The sequence below is a fragment of the Alkanindiges illinoisensis DSM 15370 genome (assembly GCF_000619845.1).
Classification (GTDB): domain Bacteria; phylum Pseudomonadota; class Gammaproteobacteria; order Pseudomonadales; family Moraxellaceae; genus Alkanindiges; species Alkanindiges illinoisensis.
The window spans coordinates 19,049-38,395 of sequence record NZ_JHUX01000012.1 but is presented as its reverse complement, the minus strand read 5'-3'; the positions used below and the strand labels follow the sequence as shown (position 1 = coordinate 38,395).

Here is a 19,347-nt window from a genome sequence, read left to right as displayed (position 1 = left end):
CTTGCATGTGTTAAGCCTGCCGCCAGCGTTCAATCTGAGCCATGATCAAACTCTTCAGTTTAATATCAATTGTGCCTTTAATCTAAGACACCAAATCTGGCTCATTAATCGAATACTTGCTAAAAATTCGCTCAAATAAACTTCGAGAAATTCTCACCAGTTCAAATCAATGATAATTTATCATCGCCAAAAACCAGTAAAAATCCACACAAGTTGTTCTTTACAATCTTTTAATGAATCAGCCCTTAATCTCTTAAGGGCCACAACACCTCGTCAGTGTTGCATCGTTCAGGTCGGCCATTCTACTCATTTCAAACCGCTTGTCAACCGCTTTTTTCATTCTGTTTTAACCGGTCAATGCAACCCGTTAAAATCATTCAAAAAACAACCGCAATCAACTCAACCTAAAACCAGCCACCTTACCCAACTACTTGTTTTTCAACAGGTTTTTATCAAGTTCAGCGTCGCTGTGGGGTGCATTATAGACCATCCCATCTCAACGTCAATACTTATTTTACCTCCATCATAACGACAGAACGTTTTATAGACGTTTTGGCATTTATTGCTGGTTAAAGCAGCGTTTTTGGTATTATTGTGGCGATTGCATGAATTTTTCCAGCAACACTTGATGAATAAAGCGTAATTTATCCAGTACCACCTGAGATAAAGCAAACGGATAGGCATCCGGTAATCCCATACTGCGATTTAGACTATTTAAGGCATAGCTCAAGGCAAACCAGTTATCCAGCGTTTGGTTAAAGTTCTGCACACCAATCGGTGGTTCATGCAGATACATGTGCGGTTCAAACCGGTTATAAGGCTGGATATTGATTCCTGAATGATAGGCAGTATCCAGTGTGTCGATCATGTGCAGGTAATGTGCCCAGGTTTCTGCCCAGTCTTCCCACGGGTGCATGCTGGCATAACTGCTGACATAATTTTGCTGCCAGTTGTCCGGTGCACCGTCCTGATAGTGGCGATCTAGTGCTGCCTGGTAACTTTGCGCATCATCACCAAACAGTTCCTTAAAAGGCTGATGCCATTTGGTGTGTTCAATGAGCCGGTCAAAATAATAATGACCGCTTTCATGCCTGAAATGACCCAGCAGTGTCCGATAAGGTTCCTGCATATTTTCCCGAGTCCATTCCCGATAGGACGCATCAGCTTCATTAACATTAATGGTAATCAGGCCATTGTCATGCCCGGTCATTACAGGTTGATTTTCATGTGGCGAAAGAAATTCAAAAGCCAGGCCTTCATGATCGTCTGCCGAATGTTTTGGGCGGGGCTGGATTTTAAGCTGGTACAGCGAATATAAGAACCGCCGTTTGGCTGCTTCAAGCCGGCTCCAGTATAGCCGGTTGTTACCCTCTTCCAGATTGGGAATGACAGTTGTAAGCTGGCAGGCTTCGCAATAAATATGCGGACTTTCAACGGGCAACATCCAGTTGCAGATATTTTCAACCTGATAGTTATGGCAGGGCTTGAACAGCTTTCCCTGATGCTGGGGGTTTTGGCTTTGCCATGCGCCATCAACTTTAACTTCAAAGAAAGTTCCCATATTGGCTTCTTCAGGCAGATAACCAAGTAGGGCATTGCATTTTTCACAATGGGTGTTCAGGAAGAAAACCTGATGACCGCAATGATGACAATAAAACGTTCTCATGCTGTGGCTCTCTCATTCTGGTAGATGTGTGATCGTACAATGCACTGGTGCACTTTTATTATTGATTACGACAATTGAGGCTAGCCTTGGCTTTTCTGTTTTATCACAACAGATTTTTTAGTTTATAAACTGACTGGCATCAAAATGTGAGAGAACAATAATTAAACTCGATAAAAACTTCTGTTTAATTATGAGTTTATTTTAGTCATTTTTTTAAACCAAGTATTTCAATTGGTTTTTGGCCAAAACTACTATTCTCCAATTAAATTCTAATCATTATGATCAGCGCGCAGTGATATAATAAAATCATTATGAGCTAAAATAAAATTCTGTATATTTTTAAACCAGTTTTTTATGAATTAAAACTGTGGTAAAAAAGGTAGTTATTTGATCAAACGTTAACTATTTCTCGAATTAAAATTCAGCTGGTCGCCTAATGATTGCAATCGTTTCAGCCCTATGATTAAGTACTGGCCGAATGCTCAATAACACGACTATACATCTAAAACAATACAGTCCTTTTTTATTGATTTTATAAGCAGCCTATGAATACGACAGACAAAAATTCAGAATTTATTTTGAATTGGTCACCGCTTAAAAAATGCCTGTTAATGTTAAGCATGGCACTTTTAATTCATGGCGACTGGCTGGTGTGGAAACTTTATATTTATTTCACGCCTGAGTTATGGACCTTTGTCAATATTCAGCTATTGCTTAACCAGTTGTTATTAAACCTGCTGATTTTGCCTGCACTGGCGCTATTGATGCTGCTGTGCTGGATATTGCAGGGTTCCAAAAGAGCCGAAGTGATTTTACCTTATGTCAGTGTGATGGCATTTGGCCTGTCGATGAGCCGTGATGCGTATTTGTCCGGGGTGATGTGTCCAGCCACCAGCATGACGTTTATGGTGTCCATGATTGTCGGGCTGTTCCTGTTCCGGCGTGCAATAATTTATAGTGCTGCGCTGGTTACGGTAGGTATTTTTACCTGGATCATGTGGCTGACCCTGCGCTCTGAGCTGCCTTATGCACCGTTATTTATTCCACTAATACCTGTTGACCCGACTGAGTCTTCCATTTTCTGGACAGCCAGTATGCTGTGGTTTATTTTGCCGGTATTTATTGGCGGGCTGGTGCTGCTGGAACTGCTGCTTAGCCAGTGGCGTCAGCGTGAAAAAAAGGTTGAGGTTCTAAGTCAGGTTGATCCGCTCACCACGCTGTATAACCGCCGTACCATTTATGATTTTCTGGAAATTCTGCTGGCCAAGCGCTATACCGATCACCGTCTGCATGCACTGATTTTGCTGGATCTGGATTATTTCAAGCAAATTAATGATAGCCACGGCCATACCATTGGTGACAAGGCACTGGTAGAAACTGCCAAAGTGCTCAAACGTACCATCCGCAGTGAAGATATTGTCGGGCGCTTTGGTGGCGAGGAATTTATTATTGTGGTGGCCAATACTTCCTACCAGCAAACCCAGCAAATTGCCGAACGCTGCCGCAATGAACTGGCCAAGCTCAAGGTACAGGGGGATCATGGTGAAGATGTGGTAGTGACTGCCAGCTTTGGGATTACCCATTTTGACTGCAATATTACCAGTCTGGATACCGTGCTAAAACAGGCGGACGAAGCCCTGTACCATGCCAAAAATCTGGGGCGTAATCAGGTGGTGCATTATCAGGATTATCTAAAGCAAACCGGACAAACCTGACGACTATTTTGGTAAATGCCAGTTTAGTAAATGCCAGCCGTGTGATCCTCACATCCCAGCTTTGACTTTTGACCTGTTTTTGCTATGGTTGGTTATACAGTGATGCTTTTTTAGGGATTATAGGGATTTAATCATGTTAACCAGCAAAGAATATATGCAGTATGACGGTCTGGGACTGGCCAATCTGGTCAAAAGCAAACAGGTGCGTCCGGATGAGTTGCTGCAAACCGCAATCCAGCGCTGCGAACAGGTAAATCCCAAACTCAATGCCGTGATTATTCCGATGTATGAGCAGGCACAGCGCCAGCTAAAAACGCGGACTGTTGAACTGTTAGATCAGCCCTTTGCCGGGGTGCCATTTTTGCTTAAAGACCTGTTTCAGGAATACAGCGGTGTGCCCACCAGCTATGGTTCCAATGTCCTCAAAAAGAAAAATTATATTCCCGATTTTAATGCCGAAATTGTAGAGCGCTGGATGAATGCCGGCGTGACCATTTTTGGCCGTACCAATACTCCGGAATTTGGGATTAAGGGCATTACAGAACCCGATGCCTGGGGAACCTGTCATAACCCGTGGCATTTAAAGCATAATTCTGGTGGTTCATCCGGTGGTTCAGCATCGGCAGTGGCTGCCGGAATTGTACCACTGGCTGCGGCTGGCGATGGTGGCGGTTCGATCCGGATTCCAGCCAGCTATTGCGGGCTATTTGGGCTAAAACCCAGCCGTGGTCGCACGCCGTGGGGGCCAGGGTTTAGTGAAGCCATGCATGGCGCTGCCATTCAGCATGTGCTCACGCGCTCAGTGCGCGATAGTGCTGCCATGCTGGATGCCACCCAGGGTGCAGACTTGAGCGCCCTGTTTGATATTCAGGCTCCAGCCGGCACTTATCTGGAGGCGATCAAACAGCCGCCAAAACGTTTGAAAATTGCAGTGAATACCCAGTCGCCAATTGGCACCAAGGTATCCAAGGATGCCACAAACGCTATTGCGCATACAGTAAAACTGCTAACCAATCTGGGCCACGAGGTGGTGGAAGATGCCCCGGCCATTGATGGCATGGCACTGGCCAGTGATTTTATTGTAATGTGGTTTGCCCAGTGCGCCGTGATGGTGGATGAAATCAAACGCATGGCACAAGGCAGCTCTCATGATTTTGAGCTGGATACCCGGGCAGCCGCTGCGTTTGGTGCCAGAACCCGGGCCACTGAATATTTGCGCTGTCTGAATCACTGGGGAGATTACACCCGCAAGCTCAATGAGTTTTTTAAAAAATATGATTTGTACCTGACTCCTGCTACCGCAAGTGTTGCGCCTAAAAATGGCGAAGTGGCCACGCCAAAATGGCAGCAGGTCTTATTAAAAGGGGTATTAAAGACCGGACAGGCGCATCAACTGGTGCGGGGTTCATTTTTAATTGAACAAATTGTGCAAAGCAATCTGCGCTGGGTGCCATTTACCCAGTTGGCCAATATTACCGGCGTACCTGCCATGTCGGTACCGCTCTACTGGAACAAGCAGGGCTTGCCGCTGGGTTCGCAATTTGTAGCCCCGTTTGGCCATGAGCATGTGCTGCTGTCACTGGCCGCCCAACTGGAACAGGCTCAGCCGTGGCACAGCAAGTACAACCTGATCAAGCTATAGACTTTTTTCTTGATATTTTTAAACAGTTAAAAAAATCAAATAGTTAATTTAAATCAAGGCACATGATGGTTTGTTGTGTGACTTGAATGGTTTCATGGTCAAAGAACTGCCAGCCCATGCTGTGATAAAAAGCCTGCTGGTCTGCGGTAAACAGGTAAAGCCGCTTAATCCCAGCAGACTGAGCTTGTTGCATGGCATATTGAACCAGTTGTCGGCCTATGCTCTGCCCGCGATAACTGGCCTGCACATACACATTCGCCAGCCACGGGCTTAACTGTGGGCGCGAGGCCAGATCATGCGCAACAATGGAAGATGATCCCACCAGTTGCTGCTGATCCAGCATGATAAACATACTGGGTATAAAACCGGGGTGCAAATATTTTTGCATCTCCTGCTCCAGCAGGCTCACCGAAAAATCCGGATGCAGATAAGACCATTCTGCATGATGCCACTGTGCCAGTAGCGGAATGTGTTGCGGATAATGGCGCAAGTCCGTGATTTGCAGCATAGGCTTCATCAGTTTTAAAAATTTAGACAGGAAAGCTGCATATTAAACCAGCCAGACCCTTCCTATGATGACATGGCTCTCAATTAAAACAGCTTCATTTATTGCTGTAATAGTCTTTTAAACGCCATAAAAGTAATCATGCAACGCCGGAAAAGCTCGAAAAAACAGTAAGGCTTGCGTATGCTCAATAAAAATAACTGCTTTTGCTGGGATAGTCTTTATGGCAGTACATCATCACGAAGTCCATTTTAGTCACCGCATGGGCTGGTTGCGCGCGGCTGTACTTGGCGCCAATGATGGCATTATTTCAGTAGCCAGCCTGATTGTGGGGGTAGCCGCCAGTGGAACAAACGGCAATGCCCTGCTGCTGACCGGAATTGCCGGGCTGGTAGCAGGTGCGGTGTCAATGGCTGCTGGTGAATATGTCTCCGTGCAATCGCAGGCTGATACTGAAAAAGCCGATTTGCAAAAAGAAGCGCTGGAGCTTAAGCGCAATCCTGATTTTGAGCTGAATGAACTCAAGCAAATTTATATTGAACGCGGCCTGCACGCTGAGCTGGCACTGGAAGTGGCCAGACAATTAAGCCAGCATGATGCCCTGCATGCGCATGCTCGTGATGAAATTGGCATTTCCGAAATTAATAGCGCGCGTCCGGTACAGGCGGCACTGGCTTCGGCAGCGTCATTTACCATTGGGGCGATTTTTCCCATTCTGGCCATGGTATTAAGCCCGGCAGATTTGGGCAGACAAGCTGTGTTTGTAGTGACCTGCATTGCCTTATTACTGCTGGGTGGACTGGCCAGTTATGCCGGAGGTGCTTCGCTAATCCGGGGCGCATTACGTGTACTGTGCTGGGGATTGCTGGCCATGCTGTGTACCCATTTGATTGGCGGCTGGTTTGGTACAGTCATTTAATAGGCAATAACACAACATACGCTATTGATAAGCATTAGTAATAAGAACTCACTGTTTATTCATTAATAGTTAAAAAACTTCTCCTATAGTACAACCCTATGATTGAAAAAATTAGGTGAGAACAATGAAATATGCAGTAATAGCAGGTTTGATGAGTCTTGGCTTAGCGACAAGCATGACCTATGCCCAACCCGTTAATCAGGCTGCGCTTACAGCCACACAGATTGCTACAGTAACTGTTGCACAGGCAAAAACTTTAAAAGATGACAGCAAGGTCGTGTTAAATGGCCAGATTCTACGTGCCATGGGTGACGAAAAATATGAGTTTAAGGATGCAAGCGGCACTATTGTAGTCGATATTGATGATGAAAAATGGAATGGACAGCCTGTAGACTCCAGTGTAAAGGTAACTTTAGTGGGTGAAGTGGATCATGACCGTTTTCCCAAGAAAACAGTTGAAGTTGATGTAGATGAAGTCCGTATTAACCCTTAAAGATTTCCTGATGCATCATTGGTCCGGTGCGTCCAGTAAAGCATATAGACCTAACTGGACGCTTTTTATTAAAGCCTAATTATAGCCAGCCTGTCACATGCTTAATGGCTAATTATTGGCTTCTTGCGGCCAAACCCTTTATTGCTTCAGTCCTTTCAAGAGTATTCAGAATGCTTGCCTAGGTTGCACAACACTACTATTTCTTAGCAAGAACTTACGTTTTCGCCATGACCTGCTAACTAAAGGCTTCTAGTATAGGGAGCTTCTGGTTTTTAAATGGGGATAAAAATGAAACGCATGGTAGTGGTGAGTTTGTTTAGTCTTAATTTAATCACAGCAATGGCCTATGCACAGCCAAGCCCACAGAATTCAGTAAATCATCGGGATACTACCCAAACTGTAACATCAGTGACTGCGCCTGAGCAGAATCAGGTGGTAAACCAAAATGCGCTGCTGCCACTTCAACCAAGTACGGTGGCTATGGCAAAAACCCTAAAGGATGATACGCAGGTACGTTTGCAGGGACAGGTGATTCGGGCGCTGGGTAAGGACAAATATGAATTCCGCGATGCCACTGGCACCCTGATTGTTGAAATTGACAACCAGAAATGGCATGGCAAGCCCATTACCCAGCAGGCTCAAGTGATCCTGATTGGTGAAATTGACCGCGAGTCTGACAATCAGGTTGAACTGGATGTGGATGAAGTACGTACTGTGTCAGCACAGCAGTAAAAAATTTGAATCACTAAAATGGATTAGGTAAAAAGCCTGCAACCTTTTGTCAAACGATAAAACTCTATGACAAAACAAGGTACAGGCTTTTTTAATGTCTAATTCCTTGTGTCTGCCAGCCTGTGGCATTTACCTGAATATTGCATGAGAATCAATGGGAATTTCCATGTCCAGCCTGTGAGGCAGATTGATTGGCCTGCAAAAACTGGTGTGCATCTGATTCTGCCATGGCACAACTGATGCGCTCGCATTGCAGGGTAATGTGATGCAACTGATGGCGCTGGGCCAAAAGTTGCCGGGCATTTTCCAGTACCTGCTGGATATCGGCACTGGGCACCACCAGATGCGCCGTCAAACTGGACTTGCCACTGGTAAGTGCCCACACATGCAGGTCATGCACCTCAGCCACACCGTCAAGCTGTTTTAAATCGGCACTGATTTTATCCAGACTGACATTGGCAGGTACGCCTTCCAGCAAGATATTCAGGCTATCACGCAGTAATACCCAGGTACGTGGCAATACCCAAAAACCAATGGCCACGGCAATCATGGAATCCACCCACAGCCAGCCGGTAAACATGATAATCAGGGCACCCACAATCACGCCAAGTGAACCCAGCGCATCACTCAGCACTTCCAGATAAGCGCCTTTGACATTCAGGCTGTCTTTTTGTCCACCCACCAGCAGATACATGGCTAGCAGGTTAATCAGCAAACCAATTACAGCAATGCCCAGCATGCCTGTAGACTGGATTTCCGGGGGTTGCTGAATGCGTAGCCACGCCTCATACACGATATAAAATGCCACAATAAACAGCAAAATGGCATTAAAGGCAGCCGCCAGAATTTCAAAGCGGTGATAGCCAAAGGTGCGCTTTTGGTCGGCAGGCCGCTTGGCAATTTGAATGGCAGCTAAGGCAATGGCCAACGCAGCGGTATCCGTAAACATGTGCGCTGCATCGGACAATAATGCCAGACTCTGGGTGAGCAAACCGCCAATAACTTCAATGAGTAAAAAGCTGCTGGTTAGCCCAAGCGCCCACCACAAGCGCTTGCTATGGCTTTGGCCAGAAATGGCATGGTCATGATTGTGGTTATGGTGGTGGCTATGATTATGACTTTTGCCATGCTGATGTCCATGACTGTGTTGATCATGCGGTACAGGGTTATGGGGAGAAGAGTCATGAGGAGATTTTTTGCTGTCATTCATGGAATTTTCCTTATTCTGGCAAGGCATTAGATGGCATGCCAATAGAGGTAGAAACCGGGGTTGACCCTGATCCACGATTCAGCCAGCGATACAGTATCGGCAAGATCATTAAGGTTAGCAGTGTTGAGGAAATAATACCGCCAATGACTACTGTGGCTAATGGGCGCTGCACTTCTGCTCCAGTTCCGCTGGACAGTGCCATGGGAATAAAGCCCAGCGACGCCACGAATGCAGTCATGAGCACTGGTCGCAGACGCAGAATGGCACCCTGCCACGTGGCCTCAACCACATCCAGGTGCAGGCGCAGTTCACGAATAAAACTGAGCATCACCAAGCCATTCAGCACAGCAACCCCAGACAGGGCAATAAAGCCGACCCCGGCTGACATGGAAAATGGAATGTCACGCCACCATAGCGCTACAATACCGCCGGTTAAGGCAAACGGTACACCACTAAACACCAGCAGGCTGTCACGCCAGTTATGAAACACTGCCATCAGCAAGGCAAACACCAGCAGCAAAGCCATGGGCACCACCCACTGCATGCGCTGTTTGGCCGATTGCAGGTTTTCAAACTGGCCGCCATAACCCAGCCAGTAACCAGCGGGCAGTTCCATCGCTTGCAGATTGGTTTGCAGTTCACTGACAAAAGACCCCAGATCACGCTGGCTGACATTGGCCGTGACAATAACACGCCGCTTACCATTTTCCCGGCTAAGCTGGTTGATGCCCAGCACCGTTTGAACCTGTGCCACCTGTGACAATGTAATCACGCCGCCATTAGCCAGCCGTAACGGCAAACTGGCCAGTTGCTCAGGGCTTTGCGCCTGCTGGTTTTGCCGGATTACTAAGTCAAAGCGGCGGTCACCTTGCAAAATCTGGCCGACGGTTGTACCACCAATGGCTGTGGCCACACTCTCTTGAATAGTTTGCTTGCTTAAACCATAGGACGCAGCGGCATTTGCATCAATATTAACCGTCAACACTGGCAAGCCACTGGTTTGTTCCACCTGGACTTCTGACGCGCCGGAAATTTGCCGAACCCGCGCTGCAATACGTTGTGCCGTCTGGTTTAACACCGCCAGATCATCACCATACACCTTAATGCCGACATCACTACGAATGCCGGAAATTAGTTCATTAAAGCGCAGTTCAATCGGCTGCGAAAACTCACTGTTGGCGCCAAGCTGGTGCTCCACAACTTCCTGTAGCCGGTTTTTAAGTTCATCCAGTGTTTCACTTTGATCCGGCCACTGGCTGTGCGGCTTAATGAGAATATAGCCATCAGAAATGTTGGGTGGCATGGGATCGGCAGCCACTTCGGCAGTTCCGGTTCGGGCAAAAATCCGGTCAATTTCCGGAAACTGTTGCAGCAGGGATTTTTCCAGTTGTTGCTGCATTTGCACCGATTGCTGTAAATCGGTTCCCGGCGCACGTAGCATTTGCAGCGCAAAATCACCTTCACTTAAGGTGGGTGCAAATTCACTGCCAATCCGGGTGGCCAGCAAACCGGTCAGCAGCAAAATCATCACGGCTGTGGTGAGGGTGAAATAGCGATAGGCATAGGCCGCATTAAGTAATTTTAAGTACCCTTGCTTGGCTGCCTGCATGATACGATTTTCTTTTTCCTGTACCCGCCCTGTAATAAACAGTGCCACCGCAGCAGGCACAAAGGTAACCGATAAAATCATCGCGCCAACTAAGGCAATCACTACCGTGGCCGCCATGGGATGAAACAGCTTGGCCTCAGTGCCAGTTAAGGCAAAAATGGGCAAATACACCACCAGAATAATTAGCTGGCCAAAAATCAATGGCCGGCGTGCCTGCCGTGCCGCCAGAAACACCTGATGGAAGCGTTCCTGCCGGGTCAATAACCTGCCCAAGCGGTGCTGCGCCATGGCAAGGTGGCGGATGCAGTTTTCAACAATCACCACTGCGCCATCAATGATAATGCCAAAATCCAGTGCACCCAGACTCATCAGGTTGGCGCTAATGCCTTGTTGTACCATGCCAGTTAAGGTAAATAGCATGGCCAGCGGAATCACACAGGCGGTAATCAGTGCTGCGCGGATATTGCCCAGAAACAGGAACAGCACAGCAATCACCAGCAGCGCGCCTTCCATCAGGTTTTTCTGGACGGTATGAATCGCCTTGTCCACCAGCGTGGTGCGGTTATATACAGTTTCCAGCACCACGCCTTTGGGCAGGCTTTGCCGAACCTGGCGGATTTTGTCATCTACAGCCTGCGCCACTTGCCGACTGTTAGCCCCCGTGAGCATCATGGCGGTGCCCAGTACGGTTTCCTGTCCATTGAGCGTGGCAGCACCAGAACGAATTTCCTGCCCTGCCACCACCCTGGCAACATCAGCAACCCGGACAATTGAACTCCCAAGTGTACTGTCCTGATTTTTGGCAATGGCAACGTTGCCAATATCCGTAATGCTGCTTAACTGTCCCGGTACGCGAACACTCAGTTGCTGTCCCTGCTGCGCCACAATTCCCGCACCACGATTTTCATTATTATTGCGTAAGGCTTGCGCCAGATCATCCAGACTTAATCCATAACGCTGCAAGGCATAAAAATCCGGCTCCACCACATACTGTTTTTCATGACCGCCTATACTGTTAACCTCAGCTACGCCTGCCACCTGTTGAATTTGCGGACGTACCACCCAGTCCTGCAATTCGCGCAAATCACTCAAGCTATAGGCTGTGCCATCTGCTTTTCTGGCTTTTGAATCGGCCTTAAGCGCCCACTGGTAAATTTCACCCAAGCCCGTTGAAACCGGGGCCATAATCGGTGATACCTCATCCGGCAACTGGCCACGTGCTTCCTGTAAACGCTGGTTAATCAACTGGCGCGCCCAGTAAATATCGGTGCCTTCGTGAAAAATAATGGTCACCTGTGACAGTCCATAACGCGATAGCGAACGGGTTTGCTCAAGCTGTGGCAAGCCCGCCATGGCTGTTTCAATCGGATAAGTAATGCGCTGTTCCACTTCGGGTGCGGTATACCCTGCGGCTTGTGTATTGATCTGCACCTGCACATTGGTAATGTCCGGCACCGCATCAATGGGTAACTGCTGGTAGCTATAGATACCGATACCAACCAGTGCCAGCACCGCCAGCATGACCCAGCCACGCAAGCGAATGGCAGCCAGAATTAACTGGTCAAACCAGCCATTGGCCTGAATGATTGAGGCAGGATTTTCTGCGGCTTGTTGAAGCACGCCATCATCTGTTATTTGAGGATGAACTGGATTTTCTTTGCCATCGTCAGGGGAATTAGTGCTCATGCGCAGCCTCTCCTTTTTCCAGCTCGGACTTCAGGATAAAGCTGCCTTGCGCGGCGTACTGCTCACCGGCTTGCAGGCCAGCACGGATTTCAACCCATTGCTGGTCATTACTTTGCTGATCATTGCTTTTTTGGCCCAGTTGCACCGGACGTGGCACAAAAAGCAGCTGATCTTTATGCGCCTGATCTTTAGACACTTGGCCTTTACCGTTGCCATCTGTACTCATTTTACGACTAGCGACAAACACCACATCCTGCTGGTCAATTTGCTGGATGGCAGCGGTTTGAACCATTAATCCTGTTGCATTGCTGCTAGCTTGCGGCACCTGCACCACCACCTGCATGTTAGGGCGCAATTGTTGCTGCGGATTATCCAGCACGGCCCGCGCCAGCATGCGTCCGGTTTGCACATCGGCGCTGGGGGCAAGGCTAATGAGCCGCGCGCGATACGTTTGCAGTGTACCACTACCATTCACTTCCACGGTCAGGCGTTCATCAGGATTAATGGCATTGATGAGCTGATCCGGCACCACAAATTCCAGCCACAACTGATTGAGCTGATCAATCACAAACAGTTGCTCACTGGCCTGAATGCTTTCACCCACCACCAGATCTTTGGCACTGATCACGCCACTCAACGGGGCTTTTAATGTAAAACGGCCCTGACTGGAAGTAGATGCGCCATAAGCTTTTAGGCGCGACTGGGCAGCCTGCACAGCAATATTGGCTTGGGTATAGGCATTTTGCGCTTGCAAATAATCCTGCTTGGCTGAAATACCCTGCTGCCATAACTGCTTTTCCTGCGTATAGGTACTTTTGGCCAGCTGCAATTGCGCTTGCAACACGTGCAGATTGGTTTGGAGGTCAATTAGCTCTGGCACCAGCAAACTGGCCAGCGCCTGCCCTGCCTTCACCTGTTGTCCGGTTTGTACAAAAACCTGTTCTACCCGGCCAGCAAAACCAGCGGACACATGCGCCTGCTGATCGGCATTCACCAGCAATCGTGCCGGTAAACGGGTGGTGGCGGTGATGCTGCCAGTCTTTACCACATCCAGCGTGATGTGTTGCGCTGCTAACTGGGCAGGACTTAAGCTGATTTCTGTCTTATGATTTTCATCGTGGTTTTCATCTTGATCTTCATCATGCCCGGCTGCATGTGCATCGTTATGCTGATGTTCACTTTCCGCATGGCCTTGCTCAGCAGTTTCACCCTGTTCGTGTTGAACTGTCGAAGAAGCAGGCCGCAAGATAAAAAATGCCAGTATACTGCCCAGCACAATTACCGCAGCAATCAGCCAGTATTGCCGTTTGTTGGAGGCAAATTTTGAGAACTTTTCAGGATTTGTCATTGTTATTCTCCGTTCATCCCGAGGCCAGCCATTGCATCAGTCGCCAGATTTACTGCCGACTGACTGATTTGCTGATTAAAATCATTGATAAAGTTTTCGTTATTTAGCTCAAAACGGCTGAGCTCAAAATCAGCCAAGCCCAGACTCAGTGCCTGCAACTGAAAACTCAACTGCCACGCCTGACGCAATAAATCCAGTTGCTCTACCTGTAATTGCTGGTAATCGCGGCTGGCCTGCTGCACCTCCAGCACTGAAAACTTGCCCACCTCAAAGCCGGTTAAGGTTTTTTGCTGAACCTGCTGTGACAGTGGCAATTGCTGGTTGTGCACAATCTCATACTGCTGGCGAATGGCTTGTAGCGCCTGCCACTGTTGCTGGATTTTCTGCTGAATGTGCTGTTGCTGCACATTGGCCTGCAACTGGTTCACCTGCTGCACTTGTTGTTGAACCTGGATGACACCCTGATTCTGCTGAAATAGCGGCAAGGGAATTGACAAACCCAGTGCAAGCCGCTGCTGGTTTGAATTGTCCTGCGTGGCTGGCTCACGGGTTTGCACATAGCCCACACTAACAGTAGGTTGAGGCCTGGCCTGAATTTTGGCCAGTTTCAGGCTGGTGCTGGCTTGCTGTTGTTGTAAACCAAGCCGCTGCCATAATGGACTTTGCGCAAGGCTGGCTTGCAGCTTATCGAGTTCAAGCGTAGGTAGCTGCAAGGGCTGAGCAGTGTGAATATTCCCTAGGACTGGCGCCATTACAGAATTTACCCAAAATTGGCCAAGCTGCTGGCGCGCCAAAGTACACTGGGCTTGCGCAGCCTGCCACTGGCGTTCCTGATTCTGATGGGCAATGTGTATCCGCTGATAATCCACTTCGGCAATGCGTCCGGCTTGCAGGCGCTTTTTGGCCACCATCAAACCTTGCAGGCTTAACTGCTGCTGGGTACTGGCCAGCTCTAGCGTCCACTCGGCTTGTGCCAACTGCCAATAGGCTATGGCAACAGCCAGCCTGAGTTCAGCCTCCTCAGTTATCCGGCTAATATTATCCTGCTCCAGTTGCAGGCCTGCCAGTTGCTGGCGGGTTTTGCGTTCCCCAAAAATATCCAGTTGCTGTGCAAGGGCAATACTCGCCTCGCGTTCCTGCGTGTTTTTAAAACCGGTTTGCTCAAGCAGCAGTTGTGGATTCCGCCACTGATTACTTTGCAGGACATTTGCCTCGGCAATGTAGCGACGTTGCTGCCACAACTGCTGTAATGGCTGGGATTGCAATGCCAAATCCTGTGCCTGTTGCAGGCTTAAGCCCTGATTGTTGGAAGAAGGGCGGTTTACAGTTTGACTGTTTAAAGCTGGTGTACTGCGTGCTGGATCAAAGCTTGAAAAATCAACTGTATGATCAAGGATAGCAAGCTGAGCTGTGGGCGCTGCATGGCTGCCCATTACAACACTGCCTGCAACAAGCAGCGTGCCGATTGCACGAGACAACCCAGTTGGTTGATATTTGTATAAAAATTCCATGAAAATTGCCTAAACCAAAGTAAAGCGGTGGGCAAAATTCATGGCACCTGTGGGCTATGGTATTAACCTGCAAGGCGCATGACGCAATAGAAAAGGACTACCCCACCTATAGTCAGGCAGGCCATAAAGGGGGTTTGGGCGGTTCCAGCACAGGCGACTGGTATAAGGCAGGGCTTAAAGAAAGTCGTACAGCCTGATGTTCCTGCATGGCTGGCTGTACTAATCCCACTTGAGGGCTTGGATTTAGCCCGGGCTGGTTTACTGTGAGATGGTCACTATGGTTGACCAGTGTAAACGTATGCGGACTGGTGTTTTTTTTTAGATCAGGATTCTGGTTTTGCTGGACAAATAATTTGCTTATCGCTGAACTATCTTTGCCATTACTGCTTTTATTATCCACACTGTGCTTGAAGCTGCTTTGCTGGCAGGCGGCATCAACACTGTGTTGATGGTGCCCCCAATGCCATGTTGTGCGACTTTCATGCTGGCAAAACACAGCGGCTGCACTCCATGCGGCTTGCAGGGGCAGCAATATTGCCATCAGCACAACAATAAAAACTTTCATGGGCCGAGCATATAAACATTTATAGCCAAGGTCAATTCAGACCTGATAAAAGCTTTAAAGCATTACTTAAGTTTGCTTTATCTGGCCAGAAAAATAATACTTGCAGAATATATTCTTCATCTCTTGCGGGGCAGTGCCCCTTAGGGCAAAGCTTTAAAGCGATGCTTTGCTTTATCCGTGCCCACTCAAAGCACAGCTTTTCGTCTTGCGGCTGGGCGAAACAGTGTTTCGCTTTATCCAGCCTCATCATGATAAATAAACTTGGGCATTTCCCAGTGATTGCGAATGGCCAGCATCCGAAACACAAAGCCAAAAATCAGGGTAATGATCAGACTAATATCAGCCTGCACATGCAACTCAATACACAGCAAATAGCACCAAGCACTAACAAAGGACACACTGGCATACAATTCACGCCGGAACACCAGTGGCACATCATTACATAAGGTATCGCGCAAAATACCGCCAAACACCCCGGTAATAACCCCGCTCACGGCTGCAATTACATAGCTGTGCTGCATTTGTAGCGCCACCTGACAGCCAATCAAGGTAAAACAAATCAGGCCCAAGGCGTCCAGTGCCAAAAACAGGTTACGTAAGTGCTTCATCCATTTGGCCACTAGAATGGTAAACAGTGCCGCCAGCGCTGTGAGAACCAGATACTCCGGGTGCTTGACCCACGTGAGCGGATAATGCCCCAGCAACACATCACGCACCGAGCCACCGCCCAATGCCGTGACGCAGGCAATTAGCACCACACCAAACCAGTCCATGCTGCGCCGCCCAGCTGACAGCGCCCCAGTCATGGCTTCAGCCGTAATGGCAATAATATAAATGATGGTTAGCAGCATGACAGGCTCTCAGCGCAGTGAGCAGTTCATTAAAAGCGGCCATTCTACCGCACGGTAAATCTATAGCAAGGGCAGCCCAGAGCAAATCCATGCACACTTAGCTTAAGCAAATTAAGCCAAAATTTATTTCTTATTAGGTTAGGCCTAAAAAGGGTGCACAGCAGCGTTTGAATTTTTGCCCACTGCCACACAAGCAGACAGATTTTAAGGCAGGCATGGGCTGCACAGTTGGATCAAGAAAATACCAGCGCGAGCCAGCTTGCACAAAGCTGGAGAGTTCATGGTGCTGTTGTTCACCCTGCTGATCCTGAAAACGTGCAATAAACTCAACCTTGGCATGCTGCGGCTTGATTGCAGGCTGGCTGGAAACAATGGTCAAGCCCAGCCACTGATTTTGCTGGCTCCATACGGTGATGGCCTTAACATCCAGCAAGTGTTGCTGGGCTGGCACTGTGGTTTGCACAATATAGTCAATCTCACCCATCACAAAGGCTGCATAACGCGAGCGCATCAGTTGCTCAGCCGAATCTGCTATCAGACGCTGCGTGTGCAAAGGCTCACAACACTGGCTATAGGGTCGGGATAAACCACAAGGGCACATCAACATGCTATTCATTATCCAGAAATGGGTTTTTGGCCGCTTTTGGGGTAAAAGCTTCAATCTGAGCCGGCAAGTCCTGCTGCTCCAGATAGCTGACCATATCAGCTAAAATGCCTTGTAACTGTCTGGCCTGCTGCAAGCCCTGCTGGTCACGCCCAATATTCAGGCTACCATAAATGCTTACCCGTTCTTCATTATTCTCAAGGGTTAAGCCGCCAATATCCATACTGGCACTGTTGTCTTTAAAGGCCTGAAAGCTCATATGCACTCCTGAATTGAGTTAATTAAAAATATATTTGGTTTTAGCCCTTGCCACGCAACTTTTAACCTTTACCACGCAATAAGGACGCCAGCAAATCCAGCAACTGCTGTTTGATCATGTCAATAATGGCACTAATCCAAGAGTGCTCACTATTTTTATGGCTGGTACTGTGGCCAGCGCTGCCATGATTTGAATAGCCATCATAGGACGTACCTGCGTCATCGCTGGATTTCGTATGCCCAGTGCTAGTTCCGTTGGCCCAGCTTTGAATACTCTTGCCAGCTTGCTGGGCGTTTAATGGCAACATGATCCGCTTGACCTTAATTCTTGCTGGCATTTCTGGCACTAAATTAATGCCCACTGTCTCTTCAAGCTCTTGTACAGACACCACATTCACTTCACCACTTTCATTGTTGGGTGCAAAATAGGCGCTGGCAATTCCAAGGTCAGGAAAATACACCATCTTATACACATGCGTGGGCACCAGTACACGACCTACCTGTTTTAGCTCACCGCTCAAAAATGCAGGCCCGGTCACCACATAAGCTGACTTTTGCTGTTTGCTGACCAGTGCCCGGGTTGCTTCTTCCAGATTACGCCAGACCTCCTGATTGTTCTTGGGGCTTTGCGGCACCATGTTGGCCAGCGAAAAACTGTCATGCTGCTGGGCACGGGTAGCCATATCACCATTGGGCGACATATGGCCGCGGTCATAGCCTGAACGGGCATAATCCGATAGATAAGAACGGTAACGATCCGGAACCCGCTCTTCTTCATGAAAATCATTCTTGCGGTTTAAGGTTTTGGCCTGCTTCAAGCGCTGTGGCGTCAAGTACTCAGCAGACCACAAGGGGGTATAGGACACCCCGGAATACAGCACAGCAAACCCGTTGAAACATAAAGGATAACTGGCACGCTTTAGGGCAGTTTTTTCAAGTTCCGGTGTACTGCCCCGGTAAAACTGGTCGCGGCAAGCAGCAAAATCCTGGGCACTAGCCAACTGTATAAATCCAAGCAAAAAAAATCCAAGCATGAGCACCAAATGCATTTTTTTTTGAATGGAGGAGAGATATCGCATAAAAATTCCAGTTTTTTTACAAAGAGAGCGTCTTTAAGGTGAATAACAGATACATTTTTCACCCAAAGTCATGTAAACCCCTATCAAAAGTTAACACAGGTTACGAGTAAGTTACTTAAAACCAGCCTTTGACCTGATTAAGCTTAGACCACAGCCTCAGGATAGATTTTGCATTATCCTTCACTGTTTAGGTAAATATATGTGATGTGAATCACGTTAAAATGAATCAGGAGTCTTCTATGTTCGCATTAAATTCATTCACCCGTCGTATTGTTGCCCTTACTGCACTTAGCGCTGCCTTAACCCTGCCTGCATTTGCTGCGACCGCAACCAGCAGTCCTGCTGCCAGTAATGGCGCTACTGTTACTACCCCTAGTGCCAGTGCTGGCCTGAGCACAGATAGCAGCCTGGATGGTACTACCACTGGTACAACCGCCAGCACTCAAAATGGTGCAAGCGTTACCCTGCCTTCCAGCGCCTCCAGCACTGCTTCACCGGCTGGCAGTGCCACTGACAGCGCCAATACAACAACAGATACTAGCGATACAACGAAATCCAAAACTGGTAGTAAAGCCAGCAAGTCCTCACGCAGCAGTAACTCTTCTGGCACTGCAACCCGCTAAGGGCTAGTCACAGTTCCTCTGCCGTATCAGGAGGCTCACTGTAAAAACTACCCTAATACGGCTATCACAGGTTATTCATTAAATTCCTGCACTCTCCTACGTTAATGAATAACCTGTTGGCAGCTTTTCATACAGCTACTGCACATCACTGCACGCCTTGGCAATTCACTGTAAAATGGGGCATTCCTGTTTTATTATCTCGTAAGTAAAAAAGTATAAGAGCTTTGCGACATCAGGTAATTAAGTTTTAATACTTTACGACACAAAATGACGCTCTAATGAACTAAAACTTATTAAATAAAAAAATTGCTTTAAAAACAAACGTAAAACT

At 48.0% G+C, this 19,347-nt stretch carries 17 protein-coding genes; 6 read left to right on the top strand and 11 right to left on the bottom strand.

Features of this window, described 5'->3' with window-relative positions:
- Positions 1 to 589: 589 nt before the first annotated feature.
- Positions 590 to 1,666, bottom strand: coding sequence for a zinc-binding metallopeptidase family protein (locus Q337_RS0114265; protein ID WP_026472159.1), 1,077 nt, complete (start codon positions 1,664 to 1,666; stop codon positions 590 to 592).
- Between the two features lie 620 nt (positions 1,667 to 2,286).
- Between Q337_RS0114265 and Q337_RS17925 the strand changes: the two genes are divergently transcribed.
- Both Q337_RS17925 and Q337_RS0114255 read left to right on the top strand, forming a co-directional pair.
- Positions 2,287 to 3,381, top strand: coding sequence for a GGDEF domain-containing protein (locus tag Q337_RS17925; protein WP_169733771.1), 1,095 nt, complete (start codon positions 2,287 to 2,289; stop codon positions 3,379 to 3,381).
- A 133-nt stretch (positions 3,382 to 3,514) separates the two neighbouring features.
- Complete coding sequence (locus Q337_RS0114255; RefSeq protein ID WP_034280552.1) at positions 3,515 to 5,023, top strand: amidase; 1,509 nt, start codon at positions 3,515 to 3,517, stop codon at positions 5,021 to 5,023.
- A gap of 43 nt (positions 5,024 to 5,066) precedes the next feature.
- Here Q337_RS0114255 and Q337_RS17920 read toward each other — a convergent pair whose 3' ends face one another.
- Entirely contained in the window at positions 5,067 to 5,531 is a 465-nt protein-coding gene (locus Q337_RS17920; protein ID WP_169733770.1) for a GNAT family N-acetyltransferase, read from the bottom strand.
- Positions 5,532 to 5,751: 220 nt separating this feature from the next.
- On the opposite strand from Q337_RS17920, the gene Q337_RS0114245 reads away from it, so the two are divergent.
- From Q337_RS0114245 to Q337_RS17915, 3 genes are all read left to right on the top strand, one after another.
- Positions 5,752 to 6,447 (top strand): VIT1/CCC1 transporter family protein, encoded by a 696-nt coding sequence (locus tag Q337_RS0114245; RefSeq protein WP_026472157.1) that lies wholly within the window; start codon positions 5,752 to 5,754, stop codon positions 6,445 to 6,447.
- A gap of 124 nt (positions 6,448 to 6,571) precedes the next feature.
- Positions 6,572 to 6,940, top strand: coding sequence for a NirD/YgiW/YdeI family stress tolerance protein (locus Q337_RS0114240; RefSeq protein WP_034280550.1), 369 nt, complete (start codon positions 6,572 to 6,574; stop codon positions 6,938 to 6,940).
- Positions 6,941 to 7,228: 288 nt separating this feature from the next.
- On the top strand, positions 7,229 to 7,672 hold the full coding sequence (locus Q337_RS17915) for a YgiW/YdeI family stress tolerance OB fold protein (protein ID WP_051526909.1): 444 nt from the start codon (positions 7,229 to 7,231) through the stop codon (positions 7,670 to 7,672).
- A 151-nt stretch (positions 7,673 to 7,823) separates the two neighbouring features.
- On the opposite strand, the gene Q337_RS17910 is transcribed toward Q337_RS17915, so the two are convergent.
- The 9 genes from Q337_RS17910 to Q337_RS17900 form a co-directional block, all read right to left on the bottom strand.
- Positions 7,824 to 8,882, bottom strand: a complete 1,059-nt coding sequence (locus Q337_RS17910; protein WP_084494868.1) for a cation diffusion facilitator family transporter — start codon at positions 8,880 to 8,882, stop codon at positions 7,824 to 7,826.
- A 10-nt stretch (positions 8,883 to 8,892) separates the two neighbouring features.
- Positions 8,893 to 12,177, bottom strand: a complete 3,285-nt coding sequence (locus Q337_RS0114225) for an efflux RND transporter permease subunit (protein ID WP_084494867.1) — start codon at positions 12,175 to 12,177, stop codon at positions 8,893 to 8,895.
- Positions 12,167 to 13,525, bottom strand: coding sequence for an efflux RND transporter periplasmic adaptor subunit (locus tag Q337_RS0114220; RefSeq protein WP_034280547.1), 1,359 nt, complete (start codon positions 13,523 to 13,525; stop codon positions 12,167 to 12,169). The genes Q337_RS0114225 and Q337_RS0114220 overlap by 11 nt, the downstream gene beginning before the upstream one ends.
- Before the next feature lie 2 nt (positions 13,526 to 13,527).
- On the bottom strand, positions 13,528 to 15,036 hold the full coding sequence (locus tag Q337_RS0114215; RefSeq protein WP_026472153.1) for a TolC family protein: 1,509 nt from the start codon (positions 15,034 to 15,036) through the stop codon (positions 13,528 to 13,530).
- Between the two features lie 112 nt (positions 15,037 to 15,148).
- Positions 15,149 to 15,601 (bottom strand): hypothetical protein, encoded by a 453-nt coding sequence (locus Q337_RS17905; RefSeq protein ID WP_034280544.1) that lies wholly within the window; start codon positions 15,599 to 15,601, stop codon positions 15,149 to 15,151.
- 233 nt (positions 15,602 to 15,834) lie between these two features.
- Entirely contained in the window at positions 15,835 to 16,452 is a 618-nt protein-coding gene (locus tag Q337_RS0114200) for a trimeric intracellular cation channel family protein (protein WP_026472151.1), read from the bottom strand.
- A 133-nt stretch (positions 16,453 to 16,585) separates the two neighbouring features.
- The gene (locus tag Q337_RS0114195) at positions 16,586 to 17,068 is read right to left on the bottom strand and encodes a YchJ family protein (RefSeq protein WP_034280537.1); all 483 of its coding nucleotides are present in this window, start codon (positions 17,066 to 17,068) and stop codon (positions 16,586 to 16,588) included.
- Positions 17,061 to 17,315 carry a hypothetical protein gene (locus Q337_RS0114190; protein WP_026472149.1) on the bottom strand — a complete coding sequence of 85 codons (255 nt, stop codon included), beginning with the start codon at positions 17,313 to 17,315 and terminating at the stop codon, positions 17,061 to 17,063. The genes Q337_RS0114195 and Q337_RS0114190 overlap by 8 nt, the downstream gene beginning before the upstream one ends.
- A gap of 61 nt (positions 17,316 to 17,376) precedes the next feature.
- A complete protein-coding gene (locus tag Q337_RS17900) occupies positions 17,377 to 18,348 on the bottom strand; it encodes a DNA/RNA non-specific endonuclease (RefSeq protein ID WP_407636788.1) in 972 nt (323 codons plus the stop codon).
- Positions 18,349 to 18,632: 284 nt separating this feature from the next.
- Here Q337_RS17900 and Q337_RS0114180 point away from each other — a divergent pair, with 284 nt between their 5' ends.
- Entirely contained in the window at positions 18,633 to 19,016 is a 384-nt protein-coding gene (locus Q337_RS0114180) for a hypothetical protein (protein WP_026472148.1), read from the top strand.
- Positions 19,017 to 19,347: the final 331 nt, after the last annotated feature.

Bases quoted from the DNA above. Each gene is read 5' to 3' on its own strand.
- Q337_RS0114240 (WP_034280550.1), top strand. From the start codon at position 6,572: ATGAAATATGCAGTAATAGCAGGTTTGATGAGTCTTGGCTTAGCGACA.
- Q337_RS0114195 (WP_034280537.1), bottom strand. From the start codon at position 17,068: ATGAATAGCATGTTGATGTGCCCTTGTGGTTTATCCCGACCCTATAGC.
- Q337_RS0114265 (WP_026472159.1), bottom strand. From the start codon at position 1,666: ATGAGAACGTTTTATTGTCATCATTGCGGTCATCAGGTTTTCTTCCTG.
- Q337_RS17920 (WP_169733770.1), bottom strand. From the start codon at position 5,531: ATGCTGCAAATCACGGACTTGCGCCATTATCCGCAACACATTCCGCTA.
- Q337_RS17925 (WP_169733771.1), top strand. From the start codon at position 2,287: ATGGCACTTTTAATTCATGGCGACTGGCTGGTGTGGAAACTTTATATT.
- Q337_RS0114220 (WP_034280547.1), bottom strand. From the start codon at position 13,525: ATGACAAATCCTGAAAAGTTCTCAAAATTTGCCTCCAACAAACGGCAA.
- Q337_RS0114200 (WP_026472151.1), bottom strand. From the start codon at position 16,452: ATGCTGCTAACCATCATTTATATTATTGCCATTACGGCTGAAGCCATG.
- Q337_RS17905 (WP_034280544.1), bottom strand. From the start codon at position 15,601: ATGAAAGTTTTTATTGTTGTGCTGATGGCAATATTGCTGCCCCTGCAA.
- Q337_RS0114225 (WP_084494867.1), bottom strand. From the start codon at position 12,177: ATGAGCACTAATTCCCCTGACGATGGCAAAGAAAATCCAGTTCATCCT.
- Q337_RS0114190 (WP_026472149.1), bottom strand. From the start codon at position 17,315: ATGAGCTTTCAGGCCTTTAAAGACAACAGTGCCAGTATGGATATTGGC.
- Q337_RS0114245 (WP_026472157.1), top strand. From the start codon at position 5,752: ATGGCAGTACATCATCACGAAGTCCATTTTAGTCACCGCATGGGCTGG.
- Q337_RS17900 (WP_407636788.1), bottom strand. From the start codon at position 18,348: ATGCTTGGATTTTTTTTGCTTGGATTTATACAGTTGGCTAGTGCCCAG.
- Q337_RS17915 (WP_051526909.1), top strand. From the start codon at position 7,229: ATGAAACGCATGGTAGTGGTGAGTTTGTTTAGTCTTAATTTAATCACA.
- Q337_RS0114215 (WP_026472153.1), bottom strand. From the start codon at position 15,036: ATGGAATTTTTATACAAATATCAACCAACTGGGTTGTCTCGTGCAATC.
- Q337_RS0114255 (WP_034280552.1), top strand. From the start codon at position 3,515: ATGTTAACCAGCAAAGAATATATGCAGTATGACGGTCTGGGACTGGCC.
- Q337_RS17910 (WP_084494868.1), bottom strand. From the start codon at position 8,882: ATGAATGACAGCAAAAAATCTCCTCATGACTCTTCTCCCCATAACCCT.
- Q337_RS0114180 (WP_026472148.1), top strand. From the start codon at position 18,633: ATGTTCGCATTAAATTCATTCACCCGTCGTATTGTTGCCCTTACTGCA.